The sequence below is a fragment of the Vreelandella halophytica genome, from assembly GCF_968193635.1.
On the sequence record NZ_OZ309107.1, the window covers coordinates 3,641,393 to 3,660,561 of the forward strand.

Below are 19,169 nucleotides of genomic sequence, written 5' to 3' on the forward strand. Positions count from 1 at the left end.
CTACTCCTCCCAGGCGCGGTAGACCTGGCGTTGACGTCCCAATCCGTCGATCTCGACCTCGACCACATCGCCTGGCTTCAAATAGGAGAAGCGCCCCGAAACCGCCACCCCTTTGGGCGTCCCTGTGGATATCACGTCACCGGGCTCCAGTTGCATATACTGGGAGAGATCGCGCACGATCTCGGCACAGTTAAAGATCATGTCGGAAGTGCTAGAGTCCTGACGCGGCTCGCCATTGACCCACGAGCGAAGCCTGGCATCGTTAGGGTTAAACGCGTCGGGCGTAATCACCCACGGCCCCAGAGGCATGTAGCCCGGGCAGCACTTCCCTTTACTCCATTGGCCCCCGGATATCTCCAACTGAAACGCTCTTTCCGACAGATCGTTTGCCAGTACGTAGCCGCCTATATGGCTCGCCGCTTCTTCCACCGAGTCGCAATAAGCCGCTTGGCTGCCGATAACGATACCCAGCTCGACCTCCCAATCGGTTTTCTCGGAATGGCGTGCAATGGTGACGGTATCGTTGGGCCCGGCGATGGTGTTCGGGGTCTTGAGAAAGACGATAGGCTGTTTGGGGGGCTCGGCACCGGACTCGGCAGCATGGGCGGCGTAGTTCTGACCGATGCAGATGACGGCCGAAGCGGTGGCCACGGGCGAGGCGTAACGAACGTTTTCATCGAGCGTAACGGGGGTTAGACGGCCTTCCTGCGCCAGCTTTTTAAGCTTTTCGACACCGCCCTTGGCCCAGAAAGACGGCCCAAAGTCACCCAGCGGCGATGCATCGTAGAGCTTGCCATCGATCTCGGCGAGCGGTACTTCGTAACCGGGTTCACCACGGCGTAACAGTTTCATACTTCCTCCTGTAGCAGGCCTTGCGCCTGTAGATCGTTCCAGAAAGCTTCGGGTATCGACGACGACGCTAGCGCAAGGTTGCCCTGCACTTGCGCGGCCGAACGCATACCCGCCATGACATTGACGACGGCCGGGTGCCGCCGTGGGAATTGCAGCGCTGCCTCGGGAAGGGACACGCCATGATCACGCGCCAATTTGGCGAGCCGGTGGGCCCGATCCAGTGCCCATTGAGGTGCCGGCCCGTACTCGTACCACGCATCAGCGGGCGGCTCTTCTCGCGCAAGCAGCCCCGAGTTGAAGACCCCGACGGCAACGACCCCAACGCCTTTCGCGTGGCAAGCGGTCATCAACCCGGCCTGCTCTTGTTCGAGCAGGGTATAGCGGCCGGCCAGCATGATCAGATCGGGATTGGCGTGGTCGACGAAACGACGCAGCATCGCGGCATCCTTTGAACCGACTCCCCAGGCCTTGATGACGCCTTCATCACGCAGCCGCTCCAGCATCGGCACGGCGCCGCCAAGCGCCTCGCTGAAACGGTCCGTCGGCTCCTCCGGGTCATGAATCCAGAGAATGTCGACCGCCTCGAGCCCAAGACGCCCAAGCGAGGCCTCGAGACTGCGCTCTACGCCCCGAGCGGTGTAGTCGCGCACCCGGGTCAAATGATCGGGTACCCAAAAACCGTTATCGCGATCCGTTCCTCGAGGTGTGGGGTTCTTGTCCAGCAACCGGCCGACTTTGGTAGAGATCACATAGTCGTCTCGTGGCCGCCCATCCAGCGCTTTGCCTAGTCGCTTTTCGGAAAGACCTAGCCCATAGTGAGGTGCCGTATCGAAGAATCGCAGCCCGTTCTGCCAGGCCGTTTCGACAGCGCCCAGACAATCTGCCTCATCGACTTCCTTCCCCATATTCCCGAACTGCGCCGTCCCCAGGCCCAGCCGGCCAAACGCGCCGCGAAGTTTCTCCGGCAAGCGATCAGTGAGTGTATGCGTCGTCATTGGGCTGGCCTCCTTGCATAAATATGCAGCGCGTTTTTCTCTGCGATGACCGAGTGCCACTCGGCGGGTAGACGTTCGAGCACGCGTAAACACCAGTCGTCAGGGTCCTGGCTTACGGGGCGGTCGCTGCCCAGTAGGCAGCGCTGGGGTCCAAAGAGCCTTGTGGCCTCCCCCACCACGCTGGCCGTGGCCTGGGTCAATTCCAGCGAATCGCGGCACTGGGCGGGCAAACCCGAGAGTTTGCAGTGAACGTTGGGTAACGCGGCAAGGTGCGCCATATCGCGTCGCCAGTCGTTCATGGCCTGCTCATCACCGACGTCAGGCTTGCCCATGTGATCCAGCACGACCGTAAGCTCGGGCACCTGCTTGAGCAGATCGGTAAGCGCCGGCAGCTCCGCTGCCCGGACGCACGCATCGAAAGGCAGACGGTGGTCGGCGAGCAGCTTCATTCCCGCCAGCAGGTCTGGGTCGTCGAAGAGGCCTCTATCCTGTAAAAGCCGTCGTACTCCCACCACGCCGGGCAGCGCCACGACCCTGGCCAGCTCCTCGGCCGCATCCGGTGCCTCCAGTACCACGCTTGCCACTACGCCATGAATGCGGGTATCACGGGCGGCGACGTCGCTTAGCCAGTCGGCTTCCTGCCCCGGATCGTCGGCATCGGCTTCGACCAGCACGTACCGGCGGTCATTAAACTCATCGGGAACGCTGGCTTTAGCAGGCAGATCTGCATCAAACAGCCATGAGATGGGGACGCTCGATGTATCCCAGACGTGAAGATGGGTATCGATCATCAGGGCACCCCCACCGTGAGCAAGAGATTCGAATAGGGCCGCGATTCACCGGTAGCGACGAGCAGACAGACCGGTGGCTCGCTGCAAGCCGCATAGAAGTCCATCCGCTCCAAACTCGACCAGCCAACGCCAGAGCCGCCGCCATGAAGGTGCCCCTCGAGCAACCCTTGAAACTCCCTGACCGCCTCGGAGGCATCTCCACTGGCGGTTTGCATGTAGGTGGCGGCCTCGATGTGAATCGTTGCCGCAATAGCTTCCAGCACCTTCGCAGCCGGCACCATTCCCTCGCAAAGGTTCAGATGCACTTTCACGGCCTCCGGCGACACTCCGGTCGAGTGCGGATAGAGCGCATCGGCGATGAGCACTTTTGCGCCATGCCCGGCTTTAGCAAGGGCGCAAAGCAACTCCGGGTGCAAAATGGCTCCCTTTATCATTGCTTAGACTCCGCTTGCCGCTTCGCCCACTCGCGACCTTCCGGCCAGGCCCAGTCTGCCAGGGAAGCCGCCTTGATTTCCGCCGAATAGCCGGGCGCATCGGGTAGCAGGTAGGCCCCATTTTTCACATGGCAAGGGTCGACGAAGTGCTCGTGAAGATGATCGACGTACTCGGCGACCCGCCCTTCCACCGGACCCGACACCGCGATGTGATCGATCATCACCAGATGGCTGACAAGCTCACAAAGCCCTACGCCGCCAGCATGCGGACAAACGGGCTTGGCAAACTTTTTGGCCATCAACAACACGGGGATGATTTCGTTGACACTGGCGAGGCGGCAGGAGTCGATCTGGACGAAGTCCACCGCCTCGGCTTGTAGCAGCTGCTTGAAAAGCACGCGATTCATGCCGTGTTCGCCCGTGGCAACACCGATCCCCTCCGGGCGAACGCCGTCTGCGATGGCGCGGTGACCCAACACGTCATCCGGGCTGGTCGGCTCTTCGATCCAAAGCAAATCGTGGTGGGCAAGCGCTCTTACCCGCTGGATGGCTTTTGGAACATCCCATATCTGATTGGCATCGATCATGAGCGATACATCGGGGCCGATCGCTTTGCGCGCGATACTCAGTCGGCGCTCGTCATCGGCGGGCTCGGCGCCCACCTTGAGCTTGATGTGCCGGTAGCCTTCGCTAACGGCTTCACGACAAAGCCTTTCGAGCTTTTCATCCGAATATCCCAACCAACCCGCCGAGGTGGTATAGCACTGGAAACCCTGCTCTTTTAGCTCGGCGATCCGCTCCTGTTGATAAGGCCTTTGCTCCTCGAGCATGGCGACGGCTTCATCGGCGGTCAGCACCTCGGAGAGATAGCTCAAGTCGAGGCTTTCGACGAGCCTGGCGGGCTCCATCTCGCAAACGAATTGCCAAAGCGGAAGCCCTGCCCGGCGGGCCGCCATGTCCCATACCGCATTCATGACGGCGGCGCGGGCCAGGTGAACGACACCTTTATCCGGCCCAAGCCAGCGAAGCTGGGAGTCAGAAGCCAGTTCGCGATAAACGTGGCCTGGGCTATCGCACAACGCGTTTGCATCACGGCCAATGAAGCGGTTAGCTAATGCCTCGATGGCGCGAAGACAGATATCGTTCCCGCGGCCTATGGTAAAAGTGAACCCACACCCATAAAGTGCGGCATCGTTCGTCACCAGCGTGAGATAAGCAGCGGAATAGTCGGCATCCTTGTTGACGGCATCGGATCCGTCGCTACTATCCGAGGTGGGAAAACGAAGGTCGACGAGGTCAATCGAGGTCACGGTCGCCATAGAGAAAACTCCAATTCATATGATGTATTTGACTCTAGCCTAACGCCTGGAGTCACTCCAAACCTTTTCCAACTTACCGCCGGCACTCGGATCCGTTTATGAGCAGAGATAACCCAGCAGGCGAGGCTGCACGCCGTCCCTCACAAAACGAAGTGGTCGTTCAGGGCATCCAGGACATGATCACCGCCAGGGAAATAAAACCCGGGGATCGGCTTCCCGTGGAGCCCATACTGGCCGAGCGTTTCAATGTGTCACGAAGCTCGCTTCGAGAAGGCGTAAGGGCACTCGCCGCCATGGGCATTCTCGAGACACGGCAAGGGTCGGGCACTACCGTCACGACGCTTGACCCCCATTTGCTGTTGAAGCCGCTGGAGTTTTGGGCAAGCATCCAGGGCGACAAGTCCTCGCACGACCTGCATGCCGTGCGCCAGGCGCTCGAGATCGAATCCGCTGCGACCGCCGCTTCGCGCCGGACCCCGGAAGACATCGAAGCACTCCGACGCCTCATTGAAGCCGCAGAACCCGCCATCAAGGCCAAGGATCACGAAGCCGCCATGACCATCGATTTGGAATTTCACCTTACGGTGGCCAAAATCTCTCGAAACCCGATCCTTATCGCCTTACTCGAAGCACTCTCCCGCCCGACGCTTCGAATGAGAACCTGGCAGTCCATCTACCGAGCCGGCCGTCTCGACACCACGCACCACGAGCACTTGGCCATACTGAATGCGATTGCCGCTGGTGACCCGCTTTCCGCCCATGCGGCGATGCGTACGCATCTGGCCCAGGTAGCCATCAACCTGGAAGACTAGCGTTTGGCGCCCTCGCTCAAGCCAGGTCCTCATCACTGGTCGAAACGGCAACGGGGTTGCGCAACGTATAAACACCGTAGGCGGCAACCACCAGGAAACAGCCGGTAACCACCAGATAACTCACCCTTGCCGACGTCATATCGATGATCCAGCCCTGTAACGGCGGAATGAGCGCACCGCCGACGATCGCCATGACCAGGCCTGCGGCACCGTATTTGGTATCCTGGCCAAGCCCGGTCAGAGCAATGCCATAAATCGTGGGAAACAGCAGCGAAATACAGCCGCTTAGCAATACGAGCGCCACGGCACCGGCAATGCCGCTATTGATGACGGCGAATGTCGAAAGCGCCACGCCAAGCACACACATGAATGTCATCAACTTGCGGGGATCGATACGCCCCATCAGCCCCACCATGAGAAAACGGGAAAACAGAAAAACCAGCAGTGAGGCCTGGAGCCAGTAACCGGCGACCGTGTTACTCACCCCCAGATTCCCCGTCACGTAGTGGATCGTGAACGTCCAAATACAGGTTTGCGCGGCGACGTTGAAAAACTGAGCGATGACGCCAAACGAGTAGCGCCGATTTGCCATCAGGCGGCCCAGTCGCGTGCCGGGCAACATCGCCACCTTGTCGGTTTTATCAGCCATCAGCCCCTCGCGCTTCGGTACGCGCACCATCGCGATCGCAACCGCGATCGCCACGTAAAGCAGCGCCAGCGTGATATAGGGCCCCATGACCGCCTGTAGCTCGGCGGACTGCATGCTCTCGAGCTCTTGCTGTGAAAGCGCCGCGCGATCGACAGCGGTAGCCGGATTGACGTGGGGCAAGATGAAAATGGCGGCCAGCAAAACGCCCAGGTTAGAGCCGATGGGGTTAAAAGCCTGGGCGAAGTTCAAACGGCGCGTGGCATTCCCGCGAGGCCCCATCGCCATGACATAAGGGTTGGCCGACGTCTCCAGGATCGAAAGCCCTGCCGCCAGGGTAAATAGCGCCAGCAGAAATACGGAATACGTCATGACGATCGATGCGGGGAAAAACAGAAACCCACCGGTCGCGGCAAGCAAAAGCCCTATGAGCACGCCTCCCTTGTAACCAAGCTGGGAGTTGAGCCAGGCCGCCGGGATCGCAAGCGCGAAATACGCCCCGTAGTAGGCGAATTGCACCAACGAAGACTGGAAGGCGCTCATCGAGAACACCGAACCAAAGACCGATACCAGCGGATCGGTCAAATTTCCCGCCAACCCCCACGCCGCAAAGCAGGCGACGATCAGCAGGAAAGGCAAGCGCATACCGTGATGAAGAAACGACTCTTTTTTCTCGCTTGGTCGTTCTGACGCCGCGGCCCTGTTGGCATGAGGTTGCATACGTAGCTCCTTATTGTATTTTTTAAATTCGTATGATGAATTTATCTTTAAACGTAAACTAGCTAAGCCCCCTCGAGATGGCAAGTCCGGCGAGGTACGCCATTCGTCTAATTCGACAAGACATCGGCCAGCCAGCTCTATCCAGCCACCTCTACAGAGAGCTGTCTTGGCGAGCATTTATCGGGATGGAGAAAAAGGCAGCCGCTTGGTGGCACCTTCTGGAAAACGGCTACCGGTCATCAAACGGCTTAAAAGCGTCAGGAGAAAGACCTGGAGCACTTGCACGAGGGGGAGACCCGTTGGGCTTTACCGATGAGAAGGATTACGTGGCCGTTTTAGGCCGGTCCGGTATGGTTGGCGGGGGCCCAGCGGTCTAAATCGCCGTTTAGCGGGCTAAACGCAATCGCCCACGCCCGGCTGAACAAGCCTGGCGTGGGCGTGGATCGAGTTACAGCTTTTGAGCAAGCGGCTACGCGCGCCCGGTGGCGCACGTCACCGCCCGCTACGCTGGCGCTTAAAGTGGCTTAAGAGACAGCCGGCAATTTATCGAGCATACGATCAAGGGTCAGCGGGTAGTCGCGAAGGCGAATGCCCGTGGCGTTGTACATGGCGTTGGCCACCGCCGCGGCGCCGCCGCAAATGCCCAGCTCCCCGACCCCTTTGGCTTTCAAGGGGGTGGAGGCGCTGTCCTGGGTGTCCAGAAAGATCACGTCCTGGTCGGGAATGTCAGCGTGAACCGCTATCTCGTAGCCGGCGAAGTCGTGATTGGCGAAAAAGCCCCGCGCGGTATCCACGGTCAGGCTTTCGGTCAGCGCCGCGCCGATCGACATGGTCATGCCGCCCAGTACCTGGCTGCGCGCGGTAATCGGGTTGAGAATACGCCCGGCATCGCACACCGAGAGCATGCGACGAAGGCGCGTTTCACCGGTGTAGGCGTGTACCGCCACTTCGACGAAATGCGCCGCGAAGGTGCCGATCTCCAGGTCATCCTTGAAGTCGCCAAAGTGCAGCGTGTCTTCGCCGACGATCTCTTCGCCCTGGGCCACATCGCGCAAGGCGACGCTTTTATCATCGGTGATCACTTGGCCGTTCTCGAAGCGCGCCGACTCGATACCCAGGCGCTTGTTGATCTCGCCTTGTAGCGCCAGACACGCCGCGTAAACCCCGGCGGTGGCACTGGCCGCGCCCATTTGGCCACCGGAGCCCGAGGCCGTGGGGTAGGCGCTATTGCCCAGACGCACTTCCACATCGTCCATTTCCAGCCCCATGGTTTCCGCAGCGGTCTGGGCGATGATGGTGTAGGAGCCGGTGCCGATATCGGTCATATCGGTTTCGACGATCAAACGGCCTTCGCTAAGGCGTATCCGCGCACCGGAATCCAGGGTGGGGGCACCGCGGTAGGCACCCGCCACGCCCTGGCCGATCAACCACTGCCCTTCACGCTGCCCGCCGGGGGTGGTGTTGCGCGAAGCCCAGCCGAACGCCTCGGCGCCCTTGCGCAAACACTCCACGAAATGGCGATCGCTATAGCGTTTCTCGGGCGTTTCCGGATTGACCTGGGTGTCGTTGAGAATCCTGAATTCCACCGGGTCCATCTGGAGCTTTTCGGCCATTTCGTCCATGGCGATTTCCAGCACGGCCAAGCCCGTCGCCTCACCGGGGGCGCGCATGTCGGCGGATTCCGGCAGGTTCATGTCGATGGCGTGATGGGCGGTGCGGCGGTTTTCGCCGGCGTAGAAGCAGCGTGTCTGGTTCACCGCGTCTTCGCCGCTGCCGCCGGGCAGGGTATGCGAAATGGCCGCATGATCGAAGGCGGTAATGTGCCCATCCTTGTTGGCCGCGATGCGCAGCCGCTGCACGGTACCGGAGCGGTGGGTGGCGTTGTTGAAGATGAACGAACGCGGCAGCGCCACCTTCACCGGGCGGCCGGTCTCTCGAGAACCCAGCGCGGCGAGCACGGCATCGGCCCGAAGAAACAGCTTACCGCCGAAGCCGCCGCCAATGTAGGGGCTTTCCAAACGGATGTCGTCCGGGTCGAGCTCGAAGGTGGTCGCCAGCGCCTGGTGGGTCCACTCGATCATCTGGTTCGAGGTCCAGAGCGTCATTTTCTTGCCATCGCACCAGTCCGCGATGGTCGCGTGGGGCTCCATCATGGCGTGGCTTTGCGAGGCGGTGTGATAGGTCTCGTCCATGGTCACGTCGGCGCGCTCGAACGCCGCGTCTACATCGCCCACGTGCGCGACCACATCGCTGTCCTGAAGGCGCTTCCAGGCATCGTCCAGGTCATACTCCCCCGGCGTTTGCTCGTACTCCACCTCGATGAGCGACGTGGCCGCTCGCGCCTGCTCCAGGGTATCGGCCACCACCACCGCGATGGCCTGATGGTAGTGCTCGACGATGTCGCCACCGAACAGCTTGGCCACGTTCGTGGAGGGCCGGGGCAGCTCATCGATGTCCAGCGCGGTGATCACCGCCGCCACACCCTCGGCATTGCGCGCCGCCGAGGCGTCCATGCGGGTGATCCGGCCCTTGGCGATGCTCGCCCCCAGGGGGTAGCCGACCAGCGGGTTCGCCGCCACATCGTGACGCTCGTAGGCGTAAGGGGCGGTGCCGGTCACTTTGAGCGCGCCGTCGATGCGCGTGTGGGGCTTGCCGATGATGCGCGCGCGATCGAACAGGTTGTCGTCGGTTGACTGATTAAAATCCATACATCACTCCTTGGCCAGCAGGGCAGCAAGCGTACGTTCGGCAAGCGTCAGCTTGTAGGCGTTTTCCTCGGTGGGGCGGGCGCCGTCCAGCAGCTTTGCCATCACCGCCTGGGCACCGTTACCAAGCTCAGCGTCGGCGTCCTCGCGCCGCCAGGGCTTGGGCGCCACACCGCCGAGTGCCACGCGGCCCTGGCCATCGTCGGTTTCGATCAGCGCCACCGACACCAGGGCAAAGGCGTACGAGGCGCGATCACGCACCTTGTAGTAACGCTGGCGTCCGCCGACCGGGGCGGGCAGCACCACGCCGGTGATGATTTCACCCGGCTCCAGCGCGTTTTCCACCTCGGGGGTGTCGCCGGGCAGCTTGTAAAACTCATCGAGGGTGAGTCTGCGCGTTTGCCCCTGGGCCGTGGTGGTTTCCACCTCGGCGTCCAGCACGCGAAGCGCGACGGCCATGTCCGAGGGGTGGGTGGCAATGCAGTGATCCGAGGTGCCGATCACGCCGAGCTGGCGGGTATCGGCGCCTTCATCCAGCGCCGCGCACCCAGCACCCGGCTCGCGCTTGTTGCAGGGCATCGCCGTATCGTAAAAGTAGGGGCAGCGGGTGCGCTGCAGCAGATTGCCGCCGGTGGACGCCTTGTTGCGAAGCTGACTCGACGCGGCGGAAAAAAGCGCCCGGCTCAGCACCGGGTAGTCGCGCTTGATACGCTCGTCGGCGCCCAGCGCGGTATTGCTCACCATAGCGCCAATGCGCAGCCCGCCTTCGTCGGTCGCGGTAATGGCGTCAAGGCCGGTACCGGTAATATCGATTAGATGCGGCGGGACTTCGATCTCGTGTTTCATGAGATCCAAAAGGTTGGTGCCGCCGGCAATGAATTTGCTGCCCGGCACTTCAAAGGCGCGTGCCGCCGCTTGGGCGGCGTCGTCGATGCGCTCGAAGGAGAAGGATTTCATGAGCGCTCCTCGGCTACCTGGTGAATGGCTTTGAGAATGTTGGCGTAGGCGCCGCAGCGGCAAAGATTGCCGGACATGCGCTCGCGAATCTCCTCATCGCTGATCTCGATGGGGCCCTCGAGCTCTTTCGTTACGTGGCTCGGGATACCGGCACGGATCTCTTCGAGGGTCGCTTTCGCCGAGCAGATCTGGCCCGGGGTGCAGTAGCCGCACTGAAAGGCGTCGTTGTCGACGAAGGCCTGCTGCATGGGGTCCATGTGCTCGACATCCCCCACGCCTTCGATGGTCGTGATCTCATCGCCTTGATGCATGACGGCAAGGGTCAAACACGCGTTCACCCGCTCGCCGTTGATGTTCACCGTACACGCCCCGCACTGGCCAAGATCGCAGCCTTTTTTGGAGCCGGTGAATTTTAGATGTTCGCGCAGGGCGTCCAGCAGCGTGGTGCGGTTATCAAGTTCCAGCTCGTAGCGCTGGCCGTTGATGGAAAGGGCAACTGCTGAGCGCGTTTGAGCGCCGTCAGGATGCTTCTCGAACGTCGTCGTTGAGGTCATTTTGAATTGCCTTTGATTTTTTCGTCGCTATAGCCTGGTCACGGTCATGACGCATTAAGCATAGTCGCTATTAAAGCCAGCGCCTCAACGCATCCAATAACCCAAATTAAAGCGCGCCAGTGGTCTACGCTAAGCAGGCAGATGAACGCGGGCCGTTTTAAAAGGTCCGCCCAACAAGGAATGGTTTTCTCGATGCAACACCTCGACCTCAAGGTCATCGAACGAGCGCGGGACTGGAGTGACGAGGGCCAAACGATTTGGCTCTGCACCGTACTGGACACCTTCGGCTCCTCGCCCCGGGCGCCGGGCGCCTGGCTTGTGGCGAATGCCCGCGGCGAGCACATCGGCTCGCTTTCCGGCGGCTGCGTGGAGGAGGATTTTCTAAAGCGGCTCACCCGGGGCGCCTTCGACCAGGCCGTCACCACTACCCGCTATGGCGACACCGCCGATACCGACGCGCCGAACGTAACACTGCCCTGCGGCGGCGTACTCGATGTGCTGGTCGAGCGGCTTTTGCCCGCCCCACAAACCCGCGAGCACTTGAGCGCGCTGCTCACGGCGCTCGAAGGCCGCGCGCCCCTGATGCGCGAAGTGAATACCGCAAGCGGGGCGCGCACGCTGCGACCTGCCCCGCCGACCGGGCCGCGGGTGGAAAGCCACAACGAGGTTATCCACCTGCGCGTCTCGCCGGCGCACCGGCTGGTCATCGCCGGCATTTCGCCGATCACCGCGCCCTGCGCCGCCTTTGCGCTCACTCTGGGGTTCGAGGTCATCGTGTGCGATCCGGACGAGCGCGCCTGCGCGAGTTTCGAGGTGCCCGGCGCTCGGGTTGAGAACGTGCTGCCATCAATGTATATCGCCCAGGGCAGCTGTCACGCTGCCACCGCCGTGGTGGCACTGACCCACGACCCACGCATCGACGATCTGGCGATGATGGAGGCGGTGCGCACCCAGGCGTTCTACATCGGCGTGATGGGATCAAAACGCACCTCCCAGGCGCGCTTCGAGCGCCTGCAACGCTCCGGCGGCTTGAATGAAGCCGAGCTTTCGCGCATCCACATGCCCATTGGCCTGGCGCTTGGCAGCAAAACCCCCGCCGAAATCGCCCTGGCGGTGATGGCGGATATCGTGCGCGTACAGCACGGGAAAAGTCTCGATGAGCTCTGATACGGTGATGGCGTTGGTAATGGCGGCGGGCTACTCGAGCCGGTTCGGCGCGGCGGATAAACGCCAAGCGGCGCTGAGCGATGGTCGCTCCTTGTTGATCACAAGCGTTGCCAACGCCCGGCGAGCGTTTACGAGCCTGCGGGTGGTGGTGCGCGAAGAGGATACGCCCAAGGGCCTCGAGGAGTGCTCGCTGATCCGCGTGCAAAGCGCCGGCCACGGGTTGGGGGCGAGTATCGGCGAGGCGTTCAGCGCGATCCTGGAGGACCCGTCCCTGTCAGACATTCAGGCCGCCGCCGTACTGCTGGGCGATATGCCCTATATCCAAAGCGGAACCCTTACCGCGCTCATGGCAATGAGTGGGCCCGACATCATCGTCTCGCCCAGCGTCGAGGACAGGCAGGGCCACCCGGTGATATTCGGTCGTGCCTTCTGGGAAGCACTTTCCAGCATCAAAGGCGGCGAAGGCGCCAGGCGGGTATTGAAGGCCCACGCGGCGCACCATCGGGTGCTGCCAGTCGATGACCCGGGCGTGGCGATGGATATCGACCGGCCGGCGGACCTGGCCGGCCCGTCACACAGCACCCCGAACACCGGGGGCTCTTAGCCGAGCCGGGTCCAAACACCGTTTTGTCGACTGGAGGCGAGCACCGCGTCGATAAAGCGCATGCCGTCCACGCCATCCTCGATGCCGGGTAGCCAGGCGGGCGGCGTCTTCGCCGTCACGCCATCGGCAAACCCCTGATAGAGATTGGCGAAACTCTCGATATAGCCTTCCGGGTGGCCGCCGGGAAGGCGAATACTGCGCCCTACCGTTTGGCTGACGGCGTCCTCCCGGCGGGTCAAACGCTGGCTGGGGGCGTTGAGCGGCTTGAGCCACAGCTCGTTGGGGCTCTCCTGGGCCCACTGCAGGCTCGCCTTATCGCCGACCAGGCGAATGCTCAGCTCGTTTTCAAAGCCTGGGGCGCACTGGCTGGCCCAGAGCATGCCGCTGGTACCGGGCTCGAAGCGCAACAACGCCTGAACGCTGTCGTCCAGTAGCCGCCCTTCGACCGCGGTGGTCAAGGAGGCGCTCACATCCGTTATCTTCTGACCGCTGACGAACTGCGCCAGTTGAAAGGCGTGCACGCCGATATCGCCCAGACACCCCGCTGCCCCCGCCTTGTCCGGGTCCATTCGCCAGGCCGCCTGGCGGTTATCCTCGCCTTGCGCCTCGCTCAGCCACTCCTGCACGTACTCCACCTGAACGTGGCGTAACTTGCCAAGCGCCCCCGTGGCGACCATTTCACGGGCGTGCTGAATCATCGGGTAACCCGCGTAGGTGTGGGCGAGCAAAAAGTGCCCCGCGCTTTGCACCGCCGCCGTTTCGAGGCGCCCGGCTTGAGCTGAAGTCAGCGTCATGGGCTTTTCGCACACCACGTGAAGCCCCGCCTCAAGGCCCTTGAGCGCGGCGTCGAAGTGCAGGTGGTTGGGCGTGACGATAATCAGCACCTCGATGCCATCGTCTCGCCTCGCCTCGGTCTCGATCAGCGCGTCGACGTCTGTGTAACAGCGCGCCGGCTCGATATAGAGCGTCTGGGCACTTGCCCGGTTGCGCTCGGGGTTCGAGGAGAACACCCCGGCAAGTAGCTCGAAGTGGTTATCCAGGCGCAGCGCCAGGCGGTGCACCGCGCCGATGAACGCGCCCTGGCCGCCGCCCAGCATGGCCGCCCGCAAACGGCGGGGTGCTTGCTCGCTCATGGGTCTCTCCTCGTCAAAAACTGCGTTTTACTTCATCTTCCTGCGACCGGCGGCGCTGCCCTTAAGGGCGTGCGATCAGCACCACCAAAAGAAGTGACAACCACCCGCCGATCAGCGCGAGCCCGCCTATGGGCGTGACCAGCCCCAGGTTCATCCCGCCCAGTGCCATGGCGTAAAGCGAGCCGGAAAAGCAGAGCGTGCCCAAAAGCCAAAGCGATAGCACCAGCCGCTGCCCGGCGCGGGCGCGTTGGGCGCGCCATACGAGCACCGCCAGCATGGCCAGCGTATGCCAGGCCTGGTAGCGCACGCCGGTTTCCACGGCGGCGACCATGTCACTGCTCACCCGCTCGGCCAGCCCATGGGCGGCGTAGGCACCGAGCGCGACCATAAGCGCACCGGAAACCGCGACCCAACACCACCATCCTTTATCGGCTTGCTGCACAGTACGCTCCTTGAAAGGTTGTCGAATTCTTTAGCGCTTTCATATCCTGGGTGACATACCTTGAGCGCCTCTAAACCGCTACAATAGGGATCGTTTGCCTCATTCAAGGGATACTCATCACCCATGTCTACCCCTAATGCCTCCATAGAGCTTAGGCTCAACGGCGAACCTTACGCCATTAATCAAGGGCTGACGGCGGCGGACCTCGTCGCCCAGCTCGGCTTGACCGAGCGGCGCATCGCCGTCGAGATCAACGAACAGATCGTTCCCAAAAGCCAGCTTGGCGCCACCGCGCTGCAAGAAGGCGACCAGATCGAAGTGGTTCACGCCATCGGCGGCGGCTAGCCAGGCCTTGCTCGCGCTCGAGGATTTTTTTATGACAGCACTACACGATACGCCGTTTTCCGTTGCCGGTCGCACCTTCGGCTCGCGCCTTTTGGTGGGCACCGGCAAGTACAAGGACATGACCGAGACCGGCGAAGCCGTGGCCCAAAGCGGCGCCGAGATCGTCACCTTCGCCGTGCGCCGCACCAACCTGGGCCAGGACGCCGACGCGCCGAACCTTTTGGACGTGATCCCGCCCAGCCGTTACACCCTGCTGCCCAACACCGCCGGCTGCTACACCGCCAAGGATGCGGTGCGCACCTGCCGGCTGGCCCGCGAATTGCTGGACGGCCACAACCTGGTCAAGCTCGAGGTGTTGGGCGACGAGACCACGCTCTACCCCAACGTGGTGGAAACACTCAGCGCGGCCAAAACGCTGATCGACGATGGCTTCGACGTCATGGTCTACACCAGCGACGACCCGATCGTGGCCCGCGAGCTCGAAGCGCTTGGCTGCTGCGCGATCATGCCGCTGGGCTCGCTGATCGGCTCCGGCCACGGCATTCAAAACCCCTACAACATTCGCCTGATCATCGAACAGGCAAGCGTGCCCGTACTGGTCGACGCCGGAATCGGCACTGCCTCGGAAGCCGCTCAGGCCATGGAGCTTGGCTGCGACGGCGTGCTGCTCAACTCCGCCATCGCCCACGCAAAAGACCCGCTGCGTATGGCCAACGCCATGAAGCTCGCCGTTCAGGCCGGGCGCGATGCGTTTTTATCCGGGCGCATGCCGCGGCGCCAAAGCGCCGACCCGTCGACCCCGTTTGCCGGCCGCATCAACGGCTGATTCAACGCCCCTTAGAGAGACCCTGCCGAGACACCATGAACGACGACAACGCACCTTCGCCTGAAAATGGCGCTACCGGCCCCGAAAGCCAGGACGCTCCGCTTCACCGCCGCGGCATTAAAAGCTACGTCATTCGCGCCGGGCGCATGACCCCGGCGCAAACCCGCGGGCTCGACGACGTCTGGCCCCGCTTGGGCCTCACCCTCGCCGACGGCCTACAGGATCTCGATGCGCTGTTCGGCCGCAAAGCGCCGCGGGTGGTCGAGATCGGCTTTGGCATGGGTAACTCGCTCATCGAGCAGGCCAAAACCCATCCCGAAACCGACTTCATCGGTATCGAAGTACACGCCCCGGGCGTGGGCAAGCTGCTCGACGAGGCGGACAAGCTGGGTCTCACCAATTTACGGGTCTACCGTGAAGACGCCTTGAAGGTGCTGGAAGAGTGCCTGCCGGAAGCCTCGATCAACACCGTGCAGCTGTTCTTCCCCGACCCCTGGCCGAAGAAAAAGCATCACAAGCGGCGCATAGTCCAGCCCGCGTTTGTGGCACTGATTCGCACCCGCCTGGAGCCGGACGGCTTTTTTCATATGGCGACGGACTGGGAAGCCTACGCCGAGTGGATGGCCGAGGTCATGGAAGCCGCGCCCGGCTACGCCAACACCGCTGAAAGTGACACCGCGCCCTTCGTGCCCCGCCCCGGCTTTCGCCCGCTCACCAAGTTCGAGGCCCGCGGCGAGAAGCTCGGCCACGGCGTGTGGGATCTGATTTACCGGAAGGCGCGTTAACCCGCGATGATTAAAAGCCGCCAGCGTTGGCTAATGCCGATCAATTAAGGCTTTTGCCTACCCACAACGAGCGGTAAATCTATTGTAGCAGCGCGTTGCGCTGCGTCGCTGGCTAAAGCCTGCTCTTACGAGGGATGAGGCACGACTCCATTGTAGGAGCCCAATTCCATTGGGCGATGGCGGCGATAGCCGCCCTTCGGTGGCGACGGCACTTTTGGTTGCCATCATCACCAACCCCAGCAGCGCGTTGCGCTGCATCGCTGGCTGAAGCCTGCTCCTACAAGGGATGGATGCAAGATTTCGTTGTTGTGGAGCCCACTTCAGCGGTAGTCCGACCATTCGGCGAATGGCGCCGTCAGGCGCCCTGGCCAAGCCACCCGTCGCGAGCTAAATCTCCGTCCCACAGGGGCTAGCCAAGCTTAACTGATCGGCATTAGCCAGCGTTGGCGGCTTTTTTTATGGCCATCCGATATCAAACGCCCGAACGCCGACACCGCTGCGAGCAGTAAACGACGTTGTCCCAATCCCGCGCCCACTTCTTGCGCCAAGTGAAGGGTCGCTGACAGACGGGGCAGATTTTGGTCGGCAGGTGGGGTTTCTGGTGGGCCATGATCGCGAGAGCCTGGAATGAAGGACAATGAGTGAGCGCCTCGGTCTAGACACTTTAGCGCGCGCAGCTTGCATCATCGGCAGGGGGTTGAGGCCACGGCGTGCCTGAGATAACGATTCGAAGGGCCCAAAAAAAGAAAGCCACTCCAGAGGAGTGGCAAAAGACCGTGACTAGCAATGAGAGGGAGAAACCATGACAGAAAAAGTCTGCTGCCTTGGCCCTGACGTCTCATCAAACGCCAGCAAGGACAATATAATCATTCTCATTTACTGCGTCAACACAAATGCGAATACTTTTTATTTATTTTTACCCGCTGGCTAATTGAAGCCATAACGGCAGCGTGAGCATGGCCAAAAGCGTCTGCCCGGTGATGATCGCCGCCATGAGCTCAGAGTCGCCGCCGAGCTGGCGGGCAAGGATATAGGCCGAGGTGGCCGTGGGGAGTGCCGCGAACAAAAGCGCCACGTCGCGGCTCAGCGCATCGAGGCCTAGAGCCCAGGCCAGCAGCAGTACGACGACGGGCATCACCAAAAGCTTGGTCACGTTGGTGGTGAGTGTTCCCCGGTCTATACGTAAAAGCGCCGCCGGGCGCAGCGCCACGCCAACGGCGACCAGCCCCAGCGGTAGCGCCGCGCGGCCCAGCAGTTTCGCGGCGTTTTCGCTCCAGCCCGGCAAGCCGATCCCGGTCAGGTTCAGAAAAATACCCGCGAGGCACGCCAAAATCAGCGGGTTCTTGATCAGCGCCAGGGCGCTGGCGCGAAGGCTCGCTGGGCCAAGCGTCCCCGCCTTGATGAAACTCGCCACGCAGAGAACATTGACCACCGGCACCATCACCGCGACCGCCACCGCCGCGGTGGTTACCCCTGCACTTCCGTGCAGCGCCCCGGCACCGGCCACCCCCACGTAGGTATTGAAGCGAATCGCCCCCTGGAAGACCGAGGTAAACGCCGGGGCGGGGAGCAAAAGCCACCCGCGTAGCCCCCAGAGCAGCAGTGTAAGAAGGATAATTGCGCCGAGCAGCACGCCCGCAAGCCTTGCCACCGGCACCTGGCTTACATCCGCGGTGGCAAGCGTTGCCACCAGCATGGCGGGAAACAGTAGAAAGTAGATGAGTTTTTCCATCTGCGCCCAGAACTCGCTGCTCGGCCAGCGCTTGTAGCCAAGGGCCACGCCGAGCAGAATCAGCAAAAAAAGTGGCCCCAGCGCCCCGGTAATACTGTTCATCGCTACTCCTGATTGACCCCGCCCACGTGCGACATCCTGGCCACTGGCCTGGGGCACGTTTGCTGCTACCATGCAGTATCTTTTCTAGCCTATGGCCGTATCGTGACGCTTTTCCCATGAACAAACCAACCTCTTCGGGATACGTTAGCGGATTTCCTGTCCTCAATGTGCTGATGCTGGTGACCGCCGTGGCGTTGATGGCTTGCCTGGTGTATGGCCTGAACAGCTGGCTGCGCGGCGGCGACGATATCACCTGGTTCGCCCCGAACCCGGGCTGCCAACTCCACGACAGTGCCTGCACCGCCCCCCTGGGTGATGGCCAGCTCAGCTTCGCCGTGGACGTGGACGGCTCGATCGACGCCCTGAGTGTCTTGCCGCTAGAGGTCAAGATCGAAGGGATCGAGGCAAGCCAGGTAAGCGTCGTGTTCAACGGCCGTGACATGGACATGGGGCTTCATCGCTTTAACCTGATGGCCACCGCCCCGGGCCACTTCAACGGCCAGGGCCAGGTGGGTATGTGCACCCAGGCCGTCATGCCTTGGCGCGCACGTGTCATACTAACCACCCCGGAAGGGAAAATCGGCAGTTGGTTCGATTTCGACGTCACCAGGAGTTAGTCAATGCAAACACGTTTAAAAAAGCGCCCTGCGGTCATTTCAGCGGCGCTTTTGGGGGTGGCCGCGCTCGCCGCGCTGGCGCTTTTCATCATGGGCTCGAGCGACGATGAGCAGGGCCTGCGCGGCGGGCCGATCGCCATGGCCTCGACCGACGGCGCTTTCGCGCTGACCCAGCTGGAAGAGGACCAGGTGGCCGTGGTCTCTTTTGGTTACACGTTTTGCCCCGATGTGTGTCCGATCACCCTGGCGGTCAAACGCCAGGCGCTGGCTCAGCTCGACGAAGAGACCCGCGAACGCGTGGTGCCGGTAATGGTGACCGTCGATCTCGAGCGCGATACCCTGGCGCGCATGCGCGAATACATGGAAGCGTTCGGTGAGGAGTTCATTGGCCTGGTGGGGTCGCCCAAAGAGCTTGCGGACGTGGCCGAGCGCTACGGCGTGGTGTGGCAGCGCGTCGACACGCCGGACTCCTCCATGGCTTACACCCTGGATCACACCGCCGGGCTTTTTCTGGTCAATCGGGAAGGAGACGTTCTCGAGCAGGTGCTTCACTCGCCCACGCCCGGCGCGCTGGTGTCCGCCCTGGACCGGGAGCTTCGCCGCCAAAAAAGCTAACGAGCGCCGCGAAGGC

At 62.0% G+C, this 19,169-nt stretch carries 21 protein-coding genes; 8 read left to right on the top strand and 13 right to left on the bottom strand.

Translation table 11 applies throughout. The annotated features are described in order from the left end of the window. The 5 genes from ACWHXT_RS16855 to ACWHXT_RS16875 are packed head-to-tail and all read right to left on the bottom strand — an operon-like array spanning position 1 to position 4,391. Positions 1-852, bottom strand: a complete 852-nt coding sequence (locus ACWHXT_RS16855) for a fumarylacetoacetate hydrolase family protein (protein ID WP_447956674.1) — start codon at positions 850-852, stop codon at positions 1-3. Next, positions 849-1,847: an aldo/keto reductase gene (locus tag ACWHXT_RS16860; protein WP_447956675.1), complete on the bottom strand. Its 999-nt coding sequence runs from the start codon at positions 1,845-1,847 to the stop codon at positions 849-851. Before ACWHXT_RS16860 ends, ACWHXT_RS16855 begins: the two co-directional genes overlap by 4 nt. After that, the gene (locus tag ACWHXT_RS16865; RefSeq protein ID WP_447956676.1) at positions 1,844-2,638 is read right to left on the bottom strand and encodes an amidohydrolase family protein; all 795 of its coding nucleotides are present in this window, start codon (positions 2,636-2,638) and stop codon (positions 1,844-1,846) included. The genes ACWHXT_RS16860 and ACWHXT_RS16865 overlap by 4 nt, the downstream gene beginning before the upstream one ends. After that, a complete protein-coding gene (locus ACWHXT_RS16870; protein ID WP_447956677.1) occupies positions 2,638-3,054 on the bottom strand; it encodes an RbsD/FucU domain-containing protein in 417 nt (138 codons plus the stop codon). The genes ACWHXT_RS16865 and ACWHXT_RS16870 overlap by 1 nt, the downstream gene beginning before the upstream one ends. 14 nt (positions 3,055-3,068) lie before the next feature. After that, positions 3,069-4,391 carry an enolase C-terminal domain-like protein gene (locus tag ACWHXT_RS16875; RefSeq protein WP_447956678.1) on the bottom strand — a complete coding sequence of 441 codons (1,323 nt, stop codon included), beginning with the start codon at positions 4,389-4,391 and terminating at the stop codon, positions 3,069-3,071. Positions 4,392-4,489: 98 nt separating this feature from the next. Between ACWHXT_RS16875 and ACWHXT_RS16880 the strand changes: the two genes are divergently transcribed. Next, positions 4,490-5,203 (top strand): FadR/GntR family transcriptional regulator, encoded by a 714-nt coding sequence (locus tag ACWHXT_RS16880; protein ID WP_447956679.1) that lies wholly within the window; start codon positions 4,490-4,492, stop codon positions 5,201-5,203. Between the two features lie 16 nt (positions 5,204-5,219). Here ACWHXT_RS16880 and fucP read toward each other — a convergent pair whose 3' ends face one another. From fucP to ACWHXT_RS16900, 4 genes are all read right to left on the bottom strand, one after another. Further along, complete coding sequence (gene fucP / locus ACWHXT_RS16885; RefSeq protein WP_447956680.1) at positions 5,220-6,569, bottom strand: L-fucose:H+ symporter permease; 1,350 nt, start codon at positions 6,567-6,569, stop codon at positions 5,220-5,222. A 524-nt stretch (positions 6,570-7,093) separates the two neighbouring features. Beyond that, positions 7,094-9,277 carry an aldehyde oxidoreductase molybdenum-binding subunit PaoC gene (gene paoC / locus ACWHXT_RS16890; RefSeq protein ID WP_447956681.1) on the bottom strand — a complete coding sequence of 728 codons (2,184 nt, stop codon included), beginning with the start codon at positions 9,275-9,277 and terminating at the stop codon, positions 7,094-7,096. 3 nt (positions 9,278-9,280) lie between these two features. Next, positions 9,281-10,231: an FAD binding domain-containing protein gene (locus tag ACWHXT_RS16895; RefSeq protein WP_447956682.1), complete on the bottom strand. Its 951-nt coding sequence runs from the start codon at positions 10,229-10,231 to the stop codon at positions 9,281-9,283. After that, entirely contained in the window at positions 10,228-10,785 is a 558-nt protein-coding gene (locus tag ACWHXT_RS16900) for a 2Fe-2S iron-sulfur cluster-binding protein (protein WP_447956683.1), read from the bottom strand. Before ACWHXT_RS16900 ends, ACWHXT_RS16895 begins: the two co-directional genes overlap by 4 nt. A 192-nt stretch (positions 10,786-10,977) precedes the next feature. Here ACWHXT_RS16900 and ACWHXT_RS16905 point away from each other — a divergent pair, with 192 nt between their 5' ends. Then, positions 10,978-11,952: an XdhC family protein gene (locus ACWHXT_RS16905; RefSeq protein ID WP_447956684.1), complete on the top strand. Its 975-nt coding sequence runs from the start codon at positions 10,978-10,980 to the stop codon at positions 11,950-11,952. Then, on the top strand, positions 11,942-12,556 hold the full coding sequence (locus tag ACWHXT_RS16910; RefSeq protein ID WP_447956685.1) for a nucleotidyltransferase family protein: 615 nt from the start codon (positions 11,942-11,944) through the stop codon (positions 12,554-12,556). Before ACWHXT_RS16905 ends, ACWHXT_RS16910 begins: the two co-directional genes overlap by 11 nt. On the opposite strand, the gene ACWHXT_RS16915 is transcribed toward ACWHXT_RS16910, so the two are convergent. Both ACWHXT_RS16915 and ACWHXT_RS16920 read right to left on the bottom strand, forming a co-directional pair. Next, on the bottom strand, positions 12,553-13,689 hold the full coding sequence (locus ACWHXT_RS16915; protein WP_447956686.1) for a Gfo/Idh/MocA family protein: 1,137 nt from the start codon (positions 13,687-13,689) through the stop codon (positions 12,553-12,555). The two genes, ACWHXT_RS16910 and ACWHXT_RS16915, sit on opposite strands and share 4 nt — an antisense overlap. 61 nt (positions 13,690-13,750) lie before the next feature. Further along, positions 13,751-14,131 carry a DUF423 domain-containing protein gene (locus tag ACWHXT_RS16920; RefSeq protein ID WP_447956687.1) on the bottom strand — a complete coding sequence of 127 codons (381 nt, stop codon included), beginning with the start codon at positions 14,129-14,131 and terminating at the stop codon, positions 13,751-13,753. A gap of 123 nt (positions 14,132-14,254) precedes the next feature. Between ACWHXT_RS16920 and thiS the strand changes: the two genes are divergently transcribed. From thiS to trmB, 3 genes are read left to right on the top strand one after another with little or no spacing between them, the layout of a single operon-like run. After that, complete coding sequence (gene thiS, locus ACWHXT_RS16925) at positions 14,255-14,476, top strand: sulfur carrier protein ThiS (protein WP_447927367.1); 222 nt, start codon at positions 14,255-14,257, stop codon at positions 14,474-14,476. 31 nt (positions 14,477-14,507) lie between these two features. After that, positions 14,508-15,302 carry a thiazole synthase gene (locus ACWHXT_RS16930; RefSeq protein WP_447927368.1) on the top strand — a complete coding sequence of 265 codons (795 nt, stop codon included), beginning with the start codon at positions 14,508-14,510 and terminating at the stop codon, positions 15,300-15,302. A gap of 35 nt (positions 15,303-15,337) precedes the next feature. Then, on the top strand, positions 15,338-16,087 hold the full coding sequence (trmB, locus tag ACWHXT_RS16935; protein ID WP_447956688.1) for a tRNA (guanosine(46)-N7)-methyltransferase TrmB: 750 nt from the start codon (positions 15,338-15,340) through the stop codon (positions 16,085-16,087). Positions 16,088-16,559: 472 nt separating this feature from the next. Here trmB and ACWHXT_RS16940 read toward each other — a convergent pair whose 3' ends face one another. Together ACWHXT_RS16940 and ACWHXT_RS16945 are read right to left on the bottom strand one after the other, a co-directional pair. Beyond that, positions 16,560-16,697, bottom strand: a complete 138-nt coding sequence (locus ACWHXT_RS16940; protein WP_447956689.1) for a DUF2256 domain-containing protein — start codon at positions 16,695-16,697, stop codon at positions 16,560-16,562. 306 nt (positions 16,698-17,003) lie between these two features. Further along, positions 17,004-17,921, bottom strand: coding sequence for an AEC family transporter (locus tag ACWHXT_RS16945; RefSeq protein ID WP_447956690.1), 918 nt, complete (start codon positions 17,919-17,921; stop codon positions 17,004-17,006). Positions 17,922-18,037: 116 nt separating this feature from the next. On the opposite strand from ACWHXT_RS16945, the gene ACWHXT_RS16950 reads away from it, so the two are divergent. Then, entirely contained in the window at positions 18,038-18,538 is a 501-nt protein-coding gene (locus ACWHXT_RS16950) for a hypothetical protein (protein WP_447956691.1), read from the top strand. Positions 18,539-18,541: 3 nt separating this feature from the next. Continuing rightward, on the top strand, positions 18,542-19,153 hold the full coding sequence (locus tag ACWHXT_RS16955) for an SCO family protein (RefSeq protein ID WP_447956692.1): 612 nt from the start codon (positions 18,542-18,544) through the stop codon (positions 19,151-19,153). Positions 19,154-19,169 lie beyond the last annotated feature (16 nt).

Bases quoted from the DNA above. Each gene is read 5' to 3' on its own strand.
- ACWHXT_RS16880 (WP_447956679.1), top strand. From the start codon at position 4,490: ATGAGCAGAGATAACCCAGCAGGCGAGGCTGCACGCCGTCCCTCACAA.
- ACWHXT_RS16860 (WP_447956675.1), bottom strand. From the start codon at position 1,847: ATGACGACGCATACACTCACTGATCGCTTGCCGGAGAAACTTCGCGGC.
- ACWHXT_RS16945 (WP_447956690.1), bottom strand. From the start codon at position 17,921: ATGAACAGTATTACCGGGGCGCTGGGGCCACTTTTTTTGCTGATTCTG.
- ACWHXT_RS16905 (WP_447956684.1), top strand. From the start codon at position 10,978: ATGCAACACCTCGACCTCAAGGTCATCGAACGAGCGCGGGACTGGAGT.
- ACWHXT_RS16855 (WP_447956674.1), bottom strand. From the start codon at position 852: ATGAAACTGTTACGCCGTGGTGAACCCGGTTACGAAGTACCGCTCGCC.
- ACWHXT_RS16895 (WP_447956682.1), bottom strand. From the start codon at position 10,231: ATGAAATCCTTCTCCTTCGAGCGCATCGACGACGCCGCCCAAGCGGCG.
- ACWHXT_RS16940 (WP_447956689.1), bottom strand. From the start codon at position 16,697: ATGGCCCACCAGAAACCCCACCTGCCGACCAAAATCTGCCCCGTCTGT.
- ACWHXT_RS16910 (WP_447956685.1), top strand. From the start codon at position 11,942: ATGAGCTCTGATACGGTGATGGCGTTGGTAATGGCGGCGGGCTACTCG.
- fucP (WP_447956680.1), bottom strand. From the start codon at position 6,569: ATGCAACCTCATGCCAACAGGGCCGCGGCGTCAGAACGACCAAGCGAG.
- ACWHXT_RS16875 (WP_447956678.1), bottom strand. From the start codon at position 4,391: ATGGCGACCGTGACCTCGATTGACCTCGTCGACCTTCGTTTTCCCACC.
- ACWHXT_RS16950 (WP_447956691.1), top strand. From the start codon at position 18,038: ATGAACAAACCAACCTCTTCGGGATACGTTAGCGGATTTCCTGTCCTC.
- ACWHXT_RS16930 (WP_447927368.1), top strand. From the start codon at position 14,508: ATGACAGCACTACACGATACGCCGTTTTCCGTTGCCGGTCGCACCTTC.
- ACWHXT_RS16900 (WP_447956683.1), bottom strand. From the start codon at position 10,785: ATGACCTCAACGACGACGTTCGAGAAGCATCCTGACGGCGCTCAAACG.
- ACWHXT_RS16915 (WP_447956686.1), bottom strand. From the start codon at position 13,689: ATGAGCGAGCAAGCACCCCGCCGTTTGCGGGCGGCCATGCTGGGCGGC.
- trmB (WP_447956688.1), top strand. From the start codon at position 15,338: ATGAACGACGACAACGCACCTTCGCCTGAAAATGGCGCTACCGGCCCC.
- ACWHXT_RS16865 (WP_447956676.1), bottom strand. From the start codon at position 2,638: ATGATCGATACCCATCTTCACGTCTGGGATACATCGAGCGTCCCCATC.
- paoC (WP_447956681.1), bottom strand. From the start codon at position 9,277: ATGGATTTTAATCAGTCAACCGACGACAACCTGTTCGATCGCGCGCGC.
- thiS (WP_447927367.1), top strand. From the start codon at position 14,255: ATGTCTACCCCTAATGCCTCCATAGAGCTTAGGCTCAACGGCGAACCT.
- ACWHXT_RS16955 (WP_447956692.1), top strand. From the start codon at position 18,542: ATGCAAACACGTTTAAAAAAGCGCCCTGCGGTCATTTCAGCGGCGCTT.